The sequence below is a fragment of the Pseudonocardia sp. DSM 110487 genome, assembly GCF_019468565.1.
Lineage (GTDB): Bacteria > Actinomycetota > Actinomycetes > Mycobacteriales > Pseudonocardiaceae > Pseudonocardia.
The window spans coordinates 932,480-948,805 of sequence record NZ_CP080521.1 but is presented as its reverse complement, the minus strand read 5'-3'; the positions used below and the strand labels follow the sequence as shown (position 1 = coordinate 948,805).

Annotated in this window: 13 protein-coding genes; 5 read left to right on the top strand and 8 right to left on the bottom strand. The window is 72.7% G+C overall.

Annotated features, from left to right (window positions below; genetic code table 11):
* Nucleotides 1–10 precede the first annotated feature (10 nt).
* The 3 genes from K1T35_RS49605 to metG form a co-directional block, all read right to left on the bottom strand.
* A complete protein-coding gene (locus K1T35_RS49605; protein WP_220258916.1) occupies nucleotides 11–2,167 on the bottom strand; it encodes a transglycosylase family protein in 2,157 nt (718 codons plus the stop codon).
* 209 nt (nucleotides 2,168–2,376) lie between these two features.
* On the bottom strand, nucleotides 2,377–3,261 hold the full coding sequence (locus K1T35_RS04440; RefSeq protein WP_220258915.1) for a TatD family hydrolase: 885 nt from the start codon (nucleotides 3,259–3,261) through the stop codon (nucleotides 2,377–2,379).
* A 61-nt stretch (nucleotides 3,262–3,322) separates the two neighbouring features.
* The gene (gene metG, locus K1T35_RS04435) at nucleotides 3,323–5,116 is read right to left on the bottom strand and encodes a methionine--tRNA ligase (RefSeq protein WP_220258914.1); all 1,794 of its coding nucleotides are present in this window, start codon (nucleotides 5,114–5,116) and stop codon (nucleotides 3,323–3,325) included.
* Nucleotides 5,117–5,285: 169 nt separating this feature from the next.
* On the opposite strand from metG, the gene K1T35_RS04430 reads away from it, so the two are divergent.
* From K1T35_RS04430 to K1T35_RS04420, 3 genes are all read left to right on the top strand, one after another.
* Nucleotides 5,286–5,765, top strand: coding sequence for a cation:proton antiporter regulatory subunit (locus K1T35_RS04430; RefSeq protein ID WP_220258913.1), 480 nt, complete (start codon nucleotides 5,286–5,288; stop codon nucleotides 5,763–5,765).
* Nucleotides 5,762–6,958: a cation:proton antiporter gene (locus K1T35_RS04425; RefSeq protein ID WP_220258912.1), complete on the top strand. Its 1,197-nt coding sequence runs from the start codon at nucleotides 5,762–5,764 to the stop codon at nucleotides 6,956–6,958. The genes K1T35_RS04430 and K1T35_RS04425 overlap by 4 nt, the downstream gene beginning before the upstream one ends.
* A gap of 206 nt (nucleotides 6,959–7,164) precedes the next feature.
* Nucleotides 7,165–8,214 (top strand): polysaccharide lyase family 7 protein, encoded by a 1,050-nt coding sequence (locus tag K1T35_RS04420; RefSeq protein ID WP_220258911.1) that lies wholly within the window; start codon nucleotides 7,165–7,167, stop codon nucleotides 8,212–8,214.
* A gap of 135 nt (nucleotides 8,215–8,349) precedes the next feature.
* Here K1T35_RS04420 and K1T35_RS04415 read toward each other — a convergent pair whose 3' ends face one another.
* The 4 genes from K1T35_RS04415 to K1T35_RS04400 all read right to left on the bottom strand — a co-directional run bounded on the left by K1T35_RS04415 (nucleotide 8,350) and on the right by K1T35_RS04400 (nucleotide 12,682).
* Nucleotides 8,350–8,952, bottom strand: a complete 603-nt coding sequence (locus tag K1T35_RS04415; RefSeq protein ID WP_220258910.1) for a hypothetical protein — start codon at nucleotides 8,950–8,952, stop codon at nucleotides 8,350–8,352.
* A complete protein-coding gene (locus K1T35_RS04410; protein ID WP_220258909.1) occupies nucleotides 8,945–10,555 on the bottom strand; it encodes a substrate-binding domain-containing protein in 1,611 nt (536 codons plus the stop codon). Before K1T35_RS04410 ends, K1T35_RS04415 begins: the two co-directional genes overlap by 8 nt.
* Complete coding sequence (locus K1T35_RS04405) at nucleotides 10,552–11,655, bottom strand: hypothetical protein (RefSeq protein ID WP_220258908.1); 1,104 nt, start codon at nucleotides 11,653–11,655, stop codon at nucleotides 10,552–10,554. Before K1T35_RS04405 ends, K1T35_RS04410 begins: the two co-directional genes overlap by 4 nt.
* 148 nt (nucleotides 11,656–11,803) lie before the next feature.
* Nucleotides 11,804–12,682, bottom strand: a complete 879-nt coding sequence (locus K1T35_RS04400; protein ID WP_220258907.1) for a LysR family transcriptional regulator — start codon at nucleotides 12,680–12,682, stop codon at nucleotides 11,804–11,806.
* Between the two features lie 98 nt (nucleotides 12,683–12,780).
* Between K1T35_RS04400 and K1T35_RS04395 the strand changes: the two genes are divergently transcribed.
* Nucleotides 12,781–13,779, top strand: a complete 999-nt coding sequence (locus tag K1T35_RS04395) for an aldo/keto reductase (RefSeq protein WP_255621575.1) — start codon at nucleotides 12,781–12,783, stop codon at nucleotides 13,777–13,779.
* A gap of 55 nt (nucleotides 13,780–13,834) precedes the next feature.
* Here the strand turns inward: K1T35_RS04395 and rsmI are convergent, their stop codons facing one another.
* Complete coding sequence (gene rsmI / locus K1T35_RS04390; RefSeq protein ID WP_220258905.1) at nucleotides 13,835–14,689, bottom strand: 16S rRNA (cytidine(1402)-2'-O)-methyltransferase; 855 nt, start codon at nucleotides 14,687–14,689, stop codon at nucleotides 13,835–13,837.
* A gap of 24 nt (nucleotides 14,690–14,713) precedes the next feature.
* On the opposite strand from rsmI, the gene K1T35_RS04385 reads away from it, so the two are divergent.
* Complete coding sequence (locus tag K1T35_RS04385; protein ID WP_220258904.1) at nucleotides 14,714–16,324, top strand: dolichyl-phosphate-mannose--protein mannosyltransferase; 1,611 nt, start codon at nucleotides 14,714–14,716, stop codon at nucleotides 16,322–16,324.
* Nucleotides 16,325–16,326: the final 2 nt, after the last annotated feature.

Sequence of the window (16,326 nt, the reverse complement as noted above, 5' to 3'; positions counted from 1 at the left end):
AGCATGCCGGTCAGCGCGGGAGGCCGAGGCGGCGGGAGCACGCCGGCCATGCCCCGTAGCCACCCCGGTCGTCCCGCACCTTCGACGCGACGGCGATCTGCTCTTCGCGCGAGGCCTGGTGCGGGAGCGGCGCGTAGTCGGTGCCGCCGTAGGCGCGCCAGGTGCCTGCGTCGAACTGGAGGCCGCCGTAGTAGCCGTTGCCGGAGTTGACCGCCCAGTTCCCGGTGGCCTCGCACTTCGCGAGGCGATCCCACACGCTGCCGTCGGCCACCAGGGGCGCCCGGAGGCTCTCGTTCGTGCCGAGCCGCACGACCCGCGGTTTCGGCTGCGTCATGCTGCCGGCTCTGACCTGCTCGCGGCGGACCTCCTGCCCGTTCTGCACGTACACGCGCATGATCGCGGTCTGCTCGCCGGGCGCCCCCTTGTCGAGGACCACCCGCTTGCCCAGCGGCAGCCCCGCGTCCTCGATGACCTGCTCCGGCGGCGCGATCGGCCGGACCTCGACCACCTCGCCCTCACCGTTGCGCACGATGTGCACGTCGAGGCCCTCGGTGAGCGGCGTGTCCGCCGAAGGGACGGACACGTCGTCCGGCCCGAGCTGGATGCCCTTCTCGACGAGCAGCCCGGCGACGGTGCCGGACATCGTGGTGACCTCCGACGGCGCCCCCGTGCCGTCGGTGAACTTCACGGTGCGCGGCACGCGCAGCTCCAGGCGGAACCCGTCGAGGGGGATCTGCGAAGCCGGCGGGGCGGACATCTGGGTGGGCGTGGCCTCCAGGCCCAGGATCTGCATCGCCTCCTCCACCGTGGTGGCGGGGATCGGCAGGTCGCGCTGCGAGGCGCCCTCGACGAGGGTGAGCGTCCTGGCGTGGGTGAAGATCACCTCATCGCCGTCGACGACCTCGGCGGTCGGCGCGGGCTCGACGCGGTCCCGTGGGGTCAGCTCGATCCCGGCCGCTGCGAGCGTCGACCCGACGTCGCCTGCGAAGGTGTGCACGATCCGGTCCTGGCCGTCGACGGTCACCGTGATCGTCTTGTCCGCGGCGAGCGCGCTCGCCCCGCCGCCGATCATCGCGAGCACGACGGCGATGACCGTGGCTCGTAGCAGGCCACGGCGTTGCGACGTTTCCTCGACCGCGCGCCGATCCCGCCGCGAGCGCCGGGGTACGACATCGGGTGCGGCGATGAGCTCGGAGACGGGCCGCGGCCGGGGCGCGACGGCGGGCTCGAGGTCCTCGGCAGGCGCGGGTGCTGCAGGTGGCGCAGGCGGCGCGGTCACGACCGCGACCGGCGCGGTGACCGTCCCGATCGGGTGTGTGGACGACTCGTCCTGGATCGCCGGCATCGGCCCGGTCGGCGCGTCGTTCAGGTACGCCGTCCATGCCGGAGCGGCTACGCGCGGCGGCTCGTGCGCGGCGCCGCCGTGCCGGTACGAGCCGGTGCCCTCCGGCCCGACGTCGCTGATCGCCGGCTGGGGGCCGGTGACCTCGGTGGCGGCCGGCCTGCGCAGCCCGCCCGTGCGCTCGACGGCCGGCGCGGCCGCTGCCTGCGCCCCGGTGCGTTCGACCATCGGGTGCGCGCCGGTACCGGCCGTCGCCGCACGGCTCCCGCTGCGCTCGACCGCGGGCTGCGCGCCGGTTGCCGCTGGGTGGGTCTCGACTCGGTCGGCCGCCGGGTATCCCCCGGTGTCCCGGGTAGCGCGCTGAGCCCCTGTCCGCTCGACGGCGGGGTGTGCGCCGGTGCCACGCTCGACGACCGGCAGGCGCGCCCCCGTCCGCACGGCGGGCAGGGCGGGAAGCGGGCCGGTCAGGTCGTCCGGTGCGACGACGCGCATCTCGCTCGTGACGGGGTCGGCGGAGGCGTCGTCGGCGGAGCCGTCCGTCGGGCGGGTGACGATCGGCCTGAACTGACCCGTGGCGAGTCGGTCGGGCTCGACCGGCTGGGCCCTGCGGTGGGCGCGCGAGCGGGTCAGCGTCGAGCGGGCCGCGGGAGTGGCCGGTGGGACGACGTCGATCGCCGCCGTGACGACCGCTTCCGGCGCCTCGGGGTCGCCGCCGGCGTACCAGGCCGCGTACGGGTCCTCCGCGGCCTCCACGTCGGAGACCGCGCGACCGAGCCGGGCGCGTACGTCGGCGCCTCGCCGAGCACGCGTTGGGACGTCGACCACGGGCTTCCAGACCTCGTCGGACCGGGCAGGGGAGGAGTCGCGGTCACGGTGGCCCGGAGGCTGTCGATCGTGGGGGAGCGCCCCGGACCACCGTGCCCGCACTAGCTGGGGAGCGATTCCCCACCCCGGCTTGCGATCACGGAACCGTAACGGGCTGTGAGCGCCGAGGTCGAACCCCGACACGCCGACAGCGCCGAACGGCCCGCCCTTTACGCCGAGCGCGAGGCGTCGCCGGTGGGTGTGGCGGGCTCCGCGGCGGGTGGCAGCTCGGCGAGCCCGAAGACCCGCTCGGCGTTGCGTCCGGCGCTCGCCGCCAGCTGCTCGTCGGGGACTTCGCGCAGGTCCGCGAGGCCGCGCACGGTCCAGGGCAGGCAGTACGGCTCGTTGGCCCTTCCCCGGTGCGGGTGCGGGGTGAGGAACGGCGCGTCGGTCTCGACGAGCAGCTGGTCCTCCGGCACGACGACCGCCGCCTCCCGCAGCGCGCGGGCGTTGCGGAACGTGACCGGACCCGCGAACGACAGCACGTATCCGGCGTCGGCGCACTCGCGCGCCATCGCGGCGTCGCCCGAGAAGCAGTGGAACACCACGGCGTCGGGCGCGCCCTCCTCGCGGAGAATGCGCAGCACGTCGTCGTGGGCGTCCCGGTCGTGGATCATCAACGGCTTGCCGATGCGCTTGGCGAGGTCGATGTGCCGCCGGAACGACTCCTGCTGGGCTTGCGGCGGCGAGTAGTCCCAGTAGTAGTCCAGGCCGGTCTCCCCCACCGCGACCACGCGCGGGTCGCGGGCGAGCCGCTCGATCTCGGCGTGGTCGTCCTCCGTGAGCGCGGCCGTCCGCGTGGGGTGCAGTGCGACGGCAGCCACGACCCGGTCGTCCCAGTGCGCGGCCTGCACCACCCATCGCGCCGAGGCGAGATCGTCGGCCACCGTGACCGCCCGCGTGACGCCCACCGCCGAGGCCCGGTCCATCGCCGCGCGCACGTCGGCCGCGTCCACGCACCCGCACGCGTCGAGGTGGGTGTGCGAGTCGACGGTGGCCGCCGCCAGCGGCTCGGGAGGAGGAGGCGCCTCTCGCCGCCCGTGCGCCCCGCTCACCAGGGCCTCCGGCCCTCGTGAGTGGATACGCGTGCCATAGCTCGCGTATCCACTCACGACCTCACTTGGCGATCGGGGCCCATTCCGGGCCCGTCTCGGCGAGCTCGGGCTCGAGCTTCCGGAAGATCGGCGTGGGCTTGGCCAGCGGCCGGCCGACCTCGATCGGTGTGGAGGACCAGCGCGCCTGCTCCTTGGTGTAGTCCCCGGTGAGGATCGGGTTGATCCGGCCGGGGATGTCGAGGTCGGGGACCTCCTGCAGCTCCGGCTGCGCGGCCCACACGCCGGTGCCACCCAACGCCTCGTGCACCTGCTGCGCCGAGTGCGGCAGGAACGGCGTGAGCAGCGTGTTGGCGTCCTGCACGACCTGCAGCGCCGTGTGCAGCACGGCGTCGCGCCTGCCCGGGTCGTCCTTCAGCTTCCACGGTTCCTGGTCCGACAGGTACCGGTTGGCGGCGGAGACGACCTTCATCGCCTCGCTGATCCCGGCGCGGAACCGCGAGCGCGCCAGGTGCCCGCCCACGGTGTCGAACGCGGCCTTCGACAGCGCCAGCAGCTCGGCGTCGGCGGCCGCAGGTGTGGTGGGCGCCGGGACGGCCCCGTTGTTCTTGTGGGCCATCGAGATCGACCGGTTGACGAGGTTGCCCCACTCGTTGGCCAGCTCGAAGTTGATCCGGCGCACGAACTCGTCCCACGTGAAGTCGACGTCCTGCGTCTCGGGCCCCCCGGCCGCGATGAAGTACCGCAGGCTGTCGGGCCCGAACTCGCGCAGGAAGTCGTGCAGGTAGATCACGGTGCCGCGCGAGGTGGAGAACTTCGAGCCGCTCATCGTGAGGAACTCGCTCGACGCGATCTCCGACGGCAGGTTCAGCTCTCCGTACGGCCCCGGCGCGCCGCCGTGGTCGCCCTGCCCGTTGTGCCCGAGCAGCAGCGCGGGCCAGATCTGGGCGTGGAAGGTGATGTTGTCCTTGCCCATGAAGTACACGAGCTCGGACGCCGGGTCGTTCCACCACGCCTTCCACGCGTCGGGGTCGCCCGTGCGGCGGGCCCACTCGACGCTGGCCGAGAAGTAGCCGATCACCGCGTCGAACCAGACGTAGAACTTCTTGAGCGGCTGGTCGCTCCACCCGTCGAGCGGGATCGTGACGCCCCAGTCCAGGTCGCGGGTGATCGGGCGGGGCCGCATGTCGTCGACGAGGTTCCGCGTGAAGTTCAGGACGTTCGGCCGCCAGCCCGTCTTCGACGCGAGCCACTTGCCGAGCGTCTCGGTGAACGCGGGCAGGTCGAGGAACAGGTGCTCGGTCTCGACGAACTTCGGCACCTCGCCGTTGATCCGCGAGCGCGGGTTGATCAGGTCCGCGGCGTCGAGCTGGTTGCCGCAGTTGTCGCACTGGTCGCCGCGCGCGCCGTCGTAGCCGCAGATCGGGCAGGTGCCCTCGACGTAGCGGTCGGGCAGCGTGCGACCGGTGGACGGGCTGATCGCCCCGGTGGTGGTCTTCGGCACCACGTACCCGTTGCGGTGCAGCGCCATGAAGATCTGCTGCACGACGTCGGAGTGGTTGCCGGTGGTTGTGCGGGTGTAGAGGTCGTAGGTGACGCCGAGCCCGCGCAGGTCCTCCGCGATCACGCGGTGGTACTTGTCCACGGTCTGCTGCGGCGTCAGGCCCTCCTTCTCGGCCTGCACCAGGATCGGGGTGCCGTGCTCGTCGCTGCCGGAGACCATGAGCACCCGGTTGCCGGCCATCCGCTGATAACGGGAGAACACGTCGGAGGGCACACCGATGCCGGAGACGTGGCCGATGTGCCGAGGGCCGTTGGCATAGGGCCAGGCCACGGCGGTCAGCACGTGGGAACTCATGCTCTCCAGCCTATGCCCGGGCCGCATCCCGGTTTCGTGGCCCGCTCAGACGGTGGCGGAGCCGCCTCCCGGGTGACCGTCACCAGGAATTCCGTCCTCCTGAGGCGGTTCCAGAACAGGACGCGCACGCGCGGCAGGCTACCGCCACGCGTTCAACTACCGTGGAGGCGTGAACGTCGAGGTGACACCCCTACCCGGAATCGGCGTGCGGAAGGACTTCGCGCTCCGCAACGGCCGGCGGATCGGCGTCGTCACCCACCGGGACGGCAAGATAGAACTGATCATCTCCAAGCCCGACGACCCCGACGCGTGCCTCGCCGAGCTCCCGCTCACCGCCGAGGAAGCGGGTGCGCTGGCCAACCTGCTCGGCGCGCCGCAGCTCGTCGCGCAGCTCAGGGAGGAGCACCGCGACCTCCCCGGCATCCACACCCGGCAGATCCCCGTCGGGCCGCCGTTCGACGGCCGCACGCTCGGCGACACCGCACTGCGCACCCGCACCGGCGTGTCCGTGGTCGCCGTGATGCGGGCCGGCCAGGTGCACCCCAGTCCGACGCCGGACTTCACCCTGACCGCGGGCGACCTGATGGTCACCGTCGGCACAGCGGAGGGGCTCGACAACGCCGTCAAGATCCTCAAGCGCGGCGGATGACCAGCACCGCTCTCGAGCTGATCGAGCTCGGGGCCGTCTTCTTCTCCCTCGGGCTCCTCGGCCGCCTCGCCGGGCGGATCGGCCTCTCCCCCATCCCGCTCTACCTGCTCGGAGGCCTGTTCTTCGGCACGGGTGGCGTCATACCGCTGCACGGCATCGACGGGTTCACGACGATCGCCGGCGAGGTCGGCGTCATCCTGCTGCTCCTGCTGCTGGGCCTCGAGTACTCGGCCACCGAGCTGATCGACGGCATGCGCCGCTCATGGACCGCCGGTGTGCTCGACGTCGTGCTCAACGCGGCACCGGGCGTCGCCGTGGCGCTGATCCTCGGCTGGGGGGCGGTCGGAGCGCTCGTGCTGGGCGGCGTCACGTACATCTCGTCGTCGGGGATCGTCGCGAAGGTCCTCGGTGACCTGGGCCGCCTCGGCAACCGCGAGACCCCGGTCGTGCTGTCGATCCTCGTGTTCGAGGACCTCGTGATGGCGCTGTACCTGCCGATCCTCACCGCCGTGCTGATCGGGGTGACCCTCGTGGGCGCGCTGAGCGCCGTCGGTATCTCGGTGGCGGTGCTCGCCGTCGTGCTCGTGGTGGCCCTGCGCTACGGGCGGTTCGTCTCCGCCGTGGTCGACTCGCCCGACCGCGAGGTGTTCCTGCTCAAGGTGCTCGGCCTCGCGCTGCTGGTGGCAGGCTTCGCCTCCGCGATGCAGGTCTCGGCCGCTGTCGGCGCGTTCCTGCTGGGCATCGCGATATCCGGCTCGACGGCCGAGAACGCCACCAAGCTCCTCGAACCGCTGCGCGACCTGTTCGCCGCCGTGTTCTTCGTGGTGTTCGGGCTGCACACCGACCCGGCGTCGATCCCACCCGTGCTCGGCTGGGCCGTCGTCCTCGCCGTCGCGACGACGCTGACGAAGCTCGCCACCGGCTGGTGGGCCGCGGGACGGGTGGGAATCGGCCCCCTGGGGCGGGCCCGCGCGGGCGCCGCGCTCATCGCGCGCGGCGAGTTCTCGATCGTCATCGCCGGGCTGGCCGTCACCTACTCAGCGGTGGAGAGCCAGGTGACGGCGCTCGCCACCACCTACGTGCTGCTGATGGCCGTGATCGGCCCGGTGGCGGCGCGCCTGGTGGAGCCCGCGGCCCGGTGGGTGCGGGCCCGCCGCCCGTCGCCTGCTACCGCGCCTTCAGCTGGCAACTGACACGAACCGTTGGACCGAATAGCCCAACAAGAGGACCGTTCATCGCAGAGATCATCCCTCTCGTCGGCGCACAGGCAACCCCGGACGATCTCGCGGATAGCTTTTCCTTGACCGGACCGGTCACGAAACGGACACGGGGCCTCCCCATCCCCGCCGGCACCCCGAGCCGGACGTCCGGGCCGGTCGTCGATCCGGAAGGTAGGTTCGTGGCCCGGCACCGCTCCCCCGGAACGCGCCACGCGCCGCCCACTCAGACGTACGAACAGCAGTCTGAGCAGGGCGATCACGCGCGTGGTGCGCGTATCCCCTCGCACCACAGCACCGTCCTCGTCGCCGTCGCCATCGCGGCGGTGATCGCCGTCATCGGCACCATGCTCTCGTTCACGGGCGCGCTCGGCCCGCCGTCAGAGGAGGACGTCAACCTCGCGTCCCGCGACCTGGCGGTCCTCCCCACGCCGGAGCTGCCCGTCCCCGAGCTGCTGACCCCCGATCCCGAGCCGACCACCGAGGCGCCCGCCCCCACCTCCGAGGCTCCGGCCGAGGACAAGGGCGACGACAAGGACGGCCAGGAAGGCGGGCTCGGCGAGGCCGTGGCGCGCGCCGCCCGGTTCCCCGCGCAGATCATCGACGCCAGCAAGTGGTACCTCACGCTGCCCACCGGGTCCGAAGGCCGCCCCGACACCGTCGACACGAAGGACCTCGCCACCTACGCCAGCAAGTGGTTCCAGCTGAACGACACGAAGGACGGCGTCGTGTTCACCGCCAACGCGGGCGGCGCCACCACGGCGAACAGCCACTACCCGCGCTCCGAGCTGCGGGAGATGACGGGTGGCGAGAACGCGAGCTGGGACGGCAGTTCCGGCACGCACACGATGGAGGTCGACCAGGCCATCACCAAGACGCCCTCCACGAAGCCCGACGTCATCTCGGCTCAGATCCACGGCGGCGACGACGACGTCATGCAGATCCACCTTTCGGGCAGCAGCCTCACGGTGAAGTACGCCGACGGGGACAAGGACGTCGTGCTCGACCCCGCGTACAAGCTCGGCGAGCGGTTCCGCGTGAAGATCCAGTCGGCCGCGGGGACGGTGAAGGTCTGGTTCAACGGCGCGCTGAAGGCCAGCCTGCCCATCAGCGGGACCGGGAACTACTTCAAGGCCGGCGCCTACGTGAACTCCAACCCCGAGAAGGGCGCCGACCCCTCGGACGTGGGCCAGGTCGTGATCTACGGACTGAAGATCAACCACAGCGCCTAGTTCTCCGGTGGTCGAGTAGGGACGGCGCCCCAGCGCCGTCCCGTATCGAGACCACAAACCCCGAGGCACTGGCGGGTCGGTCTCGATGCGCTCCGGCCCGGGGCGCCTCCGCTACTCGACCTGCGGGTGTTGCTCCTAAGGGCGTTCGTGCCTGCGGCGCATCTCCCGCGTCAGGTCCTCCGCACGCCGCACGTGGAGGTCGGGGACCTGCGCGACCAGCCGGTCGGCCCGCTCGGCCACCAGCGTCAGCTGGGCCCTGAGCTCGCGGGCCGCCGGCTCCTCCGGGGTGGACGGTCCGCGGCCGAGGTAGGTGTCCAGGCACTCGGGGAGCTCGACGCGCACGATCTCGGCGGCGTCGGCGAGTCGCTCGGGCGCCGCGACGCGGTCGGTCTCCTGGTCGGCCACCTGGTCGAGCCGGTCGAGCACGAGGCGGACGGCATCGAGGATCCGGGTGACGACCGTGGCCGCGCCCTCCGGCAGGGCACCCGCCTGGCCCTGGACCCGTCGCAGCAGCGCGGTGGACTCGCCGCGCAGCGTGTCGGTCAGGCGGGGCTCCGGCGGCTCGGGTGGCGGGTCGCTCGGCCCGACGAGCGCTCCCACCCCGTACAGCCCGACGGCGACCACCGGCCACACGTCGCCGATCAGGCCCGCGAGGTGCAGCCCGACGCCGGCGAGCGCGCCTGCCATTCCCGCGATGTTCTTCCGCGAGCCGAGGTAGCGGCGCACCCGGTCAGACATACCCGCGGATCTCCTTGAAGACCTCCGCGAGCGGAGCGGTGCGCGCGTCGAACGTACGGCCTCCGGTGAGCCGGGCTACCTCCTCCATCTCCTCGACGCTGCTCTCCCCGAACAGCACGCAGAACACCGGTACGGCGGGACGGGACCCGACGAACGCCCGGAACGCCGCGATGTCGGCGCCCGAGGTGTTCTCACCGTCGGTCATCAGCACGATCGAGGTGAACCGGTCCGGGTCGGCGGCGCTCTGCTGCTCCGCGATCCGGAAGGCCGCCTGCAGGCTGTCGTAGATCGCGGTGTCACCGCCCGGCAGGAGCGCGGCTCCGGCGTCGGCGATCCGTTGCCGGTCAGGGGCGGGGTTCTCCTCGGCCACCGTGAACGTCTGCGGCGATTCGGGAGTGGTGTTGAACGGCAGCAGCGTGACCTGCTCCCGGCCCCGGAACCGGCGGAACTGCCCGGTGAGCGACGGGTCCGCCCCGGCCAGCCCGGCGAGCGAGCGCTGGAGCGCGCCGATGCGCTCGTCGCCCGCCATGGAGCCGGACGTGTCCAGCACGTAGATCGTGCGGGAGGGGCGGCGCAGCTTGTCGAAGTAGCTGGTGAGCAGCGCCTCGACGACGTCGGCCTGCGCCGGGAACGGCAGCTCGACGGCCGTCCCCGACGGCGTGGGGACGACACCGGGCACCGCGGGCTGCCGGTGGGTGCGCTCGGCGATCTCGCGCTGCACGTCCGGCGTGCGCAGGTACTCGGCGAGCCTGCGGTGCGCGTCGCGCGCCTCCGGCGACGCGGCGGCGAGCACCGTGAACGGGTACTCGCCCGTGACCACCCCGTCGGCGGGCCGGATCAGCTCGAGCGGCTCGGGGAGCGTGCCGGCCGCATTCATCCCCTGCAGCACCGACTCGTAGTTGATCAGGCCGTCGACCGGGGTGCCCGGGTCGGCGCCGGTGGCCCGCCGGACGAACGCCTCCTGAAGGAAGCCCGACGAGCCCGCGGCGAGCGTCTGGGCGGCGAAGAAGTCGCGCAGCGCGGGCACGGTCGACTCCGCCTGTTCCAGCGTGAGCGCCGAACCGGCCCCGACCAGCGCGGTCGCCACGGCGACCACCGCCGAGAAACCCGAGTTGGACGCCGACGGGTCGGTCATCCCGTACGTGAACTGCCGGGCACCGGCAGCGGCCGCGATCTCCGCCCACGTGACGGGGCGACCGACCCAGCCGAGCCGCTCGGCCACCGGCCGCCGCAGGCCGAGCACCACCGGCGAGGACATGATGTCGATCGCGGTGCCGAGCCGGGCCTGCGCCCCGGGTTGCAGGGCGAGGTAGCGGTTGGACGAGAACCAGATCGCGTCGTGGTCGGTCTCCGCCGCGCCGGACGCCACTGCCTCGGCTCCGTCGAGGGTTCCGATGGGCTCGAGCTGGATCCGCACGTCGGTGGCCTCGCCCGCCTGGGTGAGGACGGGTTCGAGGTCCAGGAGCTCGCTGCCCGCGAGCACGCGCAACGTGACGGGGGCGTCGGACGGGCCCATGATCGGCCCCGCTCCGGCGGTCTCCCCGCCGCCGCAGCCGGCCACGAGCGCGAGCACCGCGGTGGCAGCGGCGGCGATCCGCTTCACGGGGTGCACCCGAGCAGCGACAACATGCCCTCCAAGGTGTCGAACGACGGAGGCTCGACGACGTCGACGAGCGCCGGCGGCTCCGGGAGACCGCGGTCCCGGAACGCGGCGGCGAACGCGCGGGGGTCGGTCGGCCGGAAGCCGTGCTGCGCGGCCAGCGTGGCGAGCTGTGGGTCGGTGGTCAGGAGCTCCCCGACCCGGTCACCTGCCGGGGTGAGCGGCACGAGGGTGTGCCGCGAGAAGATCGTCGGGCTCGGGTAGAGCAGCCGCGCATCGGCGGGGAGCACCGGGTCCGGCGAGAGCGCCTCGGCCAGGTACTGGGCCTCGTAGACCAGCGCCATCGGTACCCGGCCCATCCCCGCCGAGAGGTAGTCCTCGAACAGCACCTCGGTGGTGGGCGGCAGGTAGCCCTGGTCGCGGAAGAGCGGCTGGACGGACGGGGTCACCTGGGTGGCGACCGTCTGGTCGGTGACCACCCCGTCGGCATTCGCCACGTAGGAGGCGATGCCGAGGTACATCGCGGCTGAGTTGGACTGGCACGGCGCGGTGGTCGAGAGCAGCACGTCCTTGCGCGCCGGGAAGGACGTGTTGCCCGGCAGCTGGTCCCACCGGGTGCCTGCCGCGGCGAGCTCCAGGTACCGGCGCACGTCGAAGGTCGTGCTGCCGGGTGCGACCACGCCCGCTTGCGTGAGGAGCTCGACGATCGGCGCGAACGTGGCCACCGCCATCGGGGACGAGAACGGGGCGTAGGTCCGCGCGGCGGGTCGCTGCGCGAGCAGCTTGTCGGCGGAGGGCGAGCTGGAGGGGAAGGCGAAGTCGTAGCCGTCGAGGCGTGTGGTGGTGGCGATCTGGCGCGACCCTGCGGGGTCGATCTTCAGCTCGAGGCCGTGGGCCCGGAACGCGTCCCGCACCCGCTGGTCGGCGAAGAACGCGTCCTTCTCCGAGCCGATGACGCCGGTGACCACCGTCAACTCCGGTGGCTCCGGCTCCTGCCCGCCGACGTCGCGGAGCACCACGAACCCGATCACGCCCAGCAGGGCGAGCGCGAGCAACCAGCTGAGAACCCGCCTGCCGGAGCGCCGGCCCGCCGGAGCGGTCATGCCGTGATCGTCACCTGGCCGGGTGAACGCGCCATGAACACGAGGCCCCGACTTCGTGCCGTATCGCGATCGTGACTCCGGGTCCATCCTGATCCGACGAACGGCGCGTTCGTCGGTACCTATCCGACGAACGCGCCGTTCGTCGGAATCACAGGGCTCTCGCGATGCGGCACAGCTCCAGCGCCGCGGGACCCGCCCGTTCGCCGGCGCCGATCGCCACCGCCACCTCCCAGTCGATCGCAACGCCGCCGGGCAGCGGCCGGACGGCGAGGCCTGCCGCGCTCTTCTTGCGGGCGACCGACTCCGGCACGATCGCGACACCGAGCTTGTGGTGGACGAGGTCGACAAGGCCGTGGACGTCGTTGACCTCCAGTTCGACCTCCCGCCGCTGCCCGGCCTGCGCGAACGCCCTGTCGCCGAGCTGGCGGATGCTCCAGTCGGGCGGGAAGTCGACGAACACATGGGCGCCGAGGTCGGCCCACGTCGGCTCGCCGGCCGCCGCCTTGTGCTCCGGGTGGCACAGCAGCACCATCGGGCTGCGGGCCACCGGGAACAGCCGCACCCCCTCCGGGACCGGGCCGGTGACCGCGACGAACGCGACGTCGACCCGGCTCGCCGGGATCTGCTCCAACAGGGCGAGCGAGCCTTCGTGGCGCAGCCGGACGTCCACCCCCGGATGCTCGGCGCGGAACGCCGCGAGCACCGCGGGGACGTCGACGCCGGTGATGCACTGCTCGGTGCCCACGACGACCGTGCCGCGCAGCAGGCCCCGCACCGCCGCAGCGGCGTCGCGGGCCGCGGCAGCACCGGCGAGTGCGCGCCGCGCGTCGACGAGCACGGCGCGCCCGACCTCGGTGAGCTCCACGTGGCGCGTCGACCGCACGAACAGGGGCGTGCCGAGCTCGCGTTCGAGCGCCCGGATCGACGCCGACAGTCCCGACTGCGACACCAACGCGCGCCGCGCCGCCCGCGTGAAGTGCCGTTCCTCGGCGACCGCGACGAAGTACTCGAGCTGCCGCAACTCCACGACCGAGAAGCGTAGGTGCTCACTGTGAGTAGATCCATCTGTTGGACAGGTGAATGTGCAACCACGAGGATCGGGACACACCGAAGACAGGAGGACGGGTGTCACTCACGACAGCCGAGCTGGGTACGACGGGCATGGCGCTGACTCGGGTCGGGTTCGGGGCCTGGGCGATCGGGGGCGGTGGCTGGGCAGCCGCGTGGGGCCCGCAGGACGACGACGAGTCGGTGGCGGCGATCCACCACGCGATCGCATCGGGCATCAACTGGATCGACACCGCGGCGGTATACGGCCTCGGGCACTCCGAGGAGGTCGTCGGACGGGCTCTGGCGGCGATTCCCGCAGATCAGCGGCCGTACGTGTTCACCAAGTGCGGGCTCGTCTGGGACGACGCCGACCGCACCGCGAAGCCGCGCCGGGTGGGGGACCCGGCCATCGTGCGCCGCGACGTGGAGTCCTCCCTGCGACGGCTGGGTGTCGAGCGGATCGACCTCTACCAGGTGCACTGGCCCGCCGAGGACGGCACGTCGCTCGAGGAGTACTGGCAGGTCATGGTCGACCTGCGCACCGAGGGCAAGGTGCGGGCGATCGGGCTGTCGAACCACGACGTCGACCAGCTCCAGGTGGCGGAGAAGATCGGCCACGTCGACTCGCTTCAGCCGCCGTTCTCGGCGATCAAGCGCGGCGCGGCGCGGGAGCTCGCGTGGTGCCACGAGAACGGCACCGGTGCGATCGTCTACTCCCCCATGCAGTCCGGCCTGCTGACCGGCGCGTTCACCGCGGAGCGGGTGGCCGCGCTGCCCGCCGACGACTGGCGCCGGGGCGGCCCCGAGTTCACCACGCACCTCGAGCGCAACCTCGCCCTCTCGGCCGCCCTCGAGCCGATCGCGCAGCGCCACGGGGTGTCGCGCGGCGCCGTCGCCGTGGCCTGGACGCTCGCGTGGCCGGGTGTCACGGGTGCGATCGTCGGCGCCCGCAGGCCCGAGCAGATCGACGGCTGGATCGCGGCGAACGACGTGACGCTCACCGCGGAGGACCTGACGGAGATCGCAGAGGCGATCACCCGCACGGGGGCCGGGGAAGGTCCCACCCGGCCGTGAGGCGATGCACCTCCAGGTCGTGAGTGGATACGCGTGCCAGAGCGCGCGTATCCACTCACGAGGATCGGGTGGCCAGCGCCGCCGCGTACAGCTCGCGCTTCTTGACGCCGGTGGCTTCCGCCACGGCGGCGACGGCGTCCTTCAGCCGCTCGCCGTCGGCCACCCGCTCCTCCACGGCACCCACCAGTGACTCCACAGTGGGCACCTCGGACGGCGCCGCCCCGGCCAGCACCACGGTGATCTCGCCACGCACCGGACCCTCGGCCGCCCACTGCGCGAGCTCGGCGAGCGGCCCGCGCAGCACCTCCTCGTACACCTTGGTCAGCTCACGGCACACCGCGGCCGCGCGGTCGGCGCCCAGCACGTCGACGGCGGTAGCGAGGGTCTCGGCGAGCCGGTGGGGCGACTCGAAGAACACCACCGCCCGCGGTTCGGCGGCGAGGCCCGCGAGCCAGCGCCTCCGCTCGCCGTCGCGGCGCGGTGCGAATCCCTCGAAGCAGAACTTCTCGGCCGGCAGCCCGGAGAGCACGAGCGCCGTGGTCACGGCCGATGGGCCGGGCAGGCACGTCACCGGGAGACCGGCCTCCGCCGCGGCGGCGACCAGCCGGTACCCCGGGTCGGACACGGCGGGCATCCCGGCATCGGTCACGACGAGGACGGTCCGCCCCGCCCGCACGTCGTCGAGCAGCCGCGGCAGCCGGGCGACCTCCACCGCGTCGTAGTGGCTGATCACCCGGCCGGTCACCGCAACGCCGAGCGCCGCAGCGAGCGAGCGCAGCCTGCGGGTGTCCTCCGCGGCGACGACATCCGCCGTGGCCATCGCGTCGCGCAGGCGCGGGGATGCGTCGCGGGCGTCGCCGAGCGGGGTTGCCGCGAGTACCAGCAGACCAGGACCTGAACCAGAGGACACGGGCCACAGCCTACGATCGGGCGGATGGTCATCCGGGCGGTCGAGGGCTTGCGCACCCGGGCAGCCTCGAGCGACCGGCCCGTAGCGGGCGTCGAGCCGCTGGGGGTGAGCCCGGAGGCACTCCCGCGCCCGCTCGACCCCACTGCCGTGCTCGGGCCCCCGCTACCCACCGACCGCCTGCGCAGCTGGATCGTCACGATCGCCCTCACGCTGGTCGCGGGCGTCGTGCGCTTCACGGGACTCGGCTATCCGACCGACGGCGGCACCCCCGTCTTCGACGAGAAGCACTACGTGCCGCAGGCGTGGCAGATGCTGCGCAACGGCGGTGTGGAGGACAACCCGGGCTACGAGCTCGTGGTGCACCCGCCGCTCGGCAAGCAGCTGATCGCGCTGGGCGAGCTGCTGTTCGGCTACGACGGCTTCGGCTGGCGCGCCGCGTCGGCACTGGCAGGCACGCTCACGGTGCTGCTGATCATCCGGATCGCGCGGAGGCTCACCGGCTCCACCTTGCTCGGCGGGATCGCCGGCATCCTGCTGATCTGCGACGGCCTCTCGCACGTGCAGTCGCGGATGGGGATGCTCGACAGCATCTCGGCGTTCTTCGTGCTCGCCCCGTTCGCCGCCCTGCTCTGCGACCGCGACGACGTGCGCGCGCGCATGGCGGTAGTGGTGACGGAGGGCCGGGTCGGCGACACCCCCTACGGGCCGCGCCTCGGCGTGCGGTGGTGGCGACTGCTCGCCGGCGCACTGCTCGGCTGGGGCTGCGCCGTCAAGTGGTCGGAGTCGTACTGGGTGGCGGGCTTCGCGCTGCTGGTCCTGCTCTTCGACGCCGGCGCCCGGCGGGCGGCCGGGGTCCGCAGGCCGTGGGTCGGCACCCTGCGCCGCGACCTCGGGCCAGCCGTGTGGGCCCTCGCCGTCGTCCCGTTGCTCGCGTACCTGTCGGCGTGGTGGGGCTGGTTCCGCAGCGAGACGGGCACCGACCGGTACGCCGTCGGCATCGAAGTGGGCACCGGCGGGCCGTGGTCGTTCCTGCCCGACGCCCTGCGCTCGCTCTGGTACTACAGCAGCAAGGTGCTGGAGTTCCACGCCGGCCTCACCACCGAGGCCAGCGGGGTGCACCCGTGGGAGTCGAAGCCGTGGACGTGGCCGATGGGGCTGCGCCCGATGCTCTACTACTACGCGTCCGGCGACCACGTCACGGGATGCGGCCGCAGCGACTGCATCAGCGCCGTCATGCTCATCGGCACCCCGGCGTTGTGGTGGCCGGCGGTCCCCGTGCTCGGCTTCGCCCTGTGGCGGCTGCTCACGCGCAACGATTGGCGCTCCGGCGCGGTGCTACTCGCGTACGCCGCGGGCATCCTGCCGTGGTTCGCCAACATGTCCCGCCAGATGTACTACTTCTACATGGCGCCGCTGGCGCCGTTCCTCGTGCTCGCCACGGTGCTGGCGATGGGTGTCGTGCTCGGGCCGGCAGGCGCCGGGCGGGAGCGGCGCCAGACCGGCCTGCTGGTCGTCGGGCTCTGGACCGGCCTCGTCGTCGCCAACTTCGCCTGGCTGTGGCCGATCCTGATGGGCGTGCCGATCACACCGGAGATGTGGGACACGCAGCTGTGGCTGCCGTCATGGCGCCAGTGATC

Coding starts and splice junctions, on each gene's coding strand:
- metG (WP_220258914.1), bottom strand. CDS start 5,116: ATGAGTTCCCACGTGCTGACCGCCGTGGCCTGGCCCTATGCCAACGGC.
- K1T35_RS04405 (WP_220258908.1), bottom strand. CDS start 11,655: ATGACCGCTCCGGCGGGCCGGCGCTCCGGCAGGCGGGTTCTCAGCTGG.
- K1T35_RS04385 (WP_220258904.1), top strand. CDS start 14,714: ATGGTCATCCGGGCGGTCGAGGGCTTGCGCACCCGGGCAGCCTCGAGC.
- K1T35_RS04425 (WP_220258912.1), top strand. CDS start 5,762: ATGACCAGCACCGCTCTCGAGCTGATCGAGCTCGGGGCCGTCTTCTTC.
- K1T35_RS04415 (WP_220258910.1), bottom strand. CDS start 8,952: ATGTCTGACCGGGTGCGCCGCTACCTCGGCTCGCGGAAGAACATCGCG.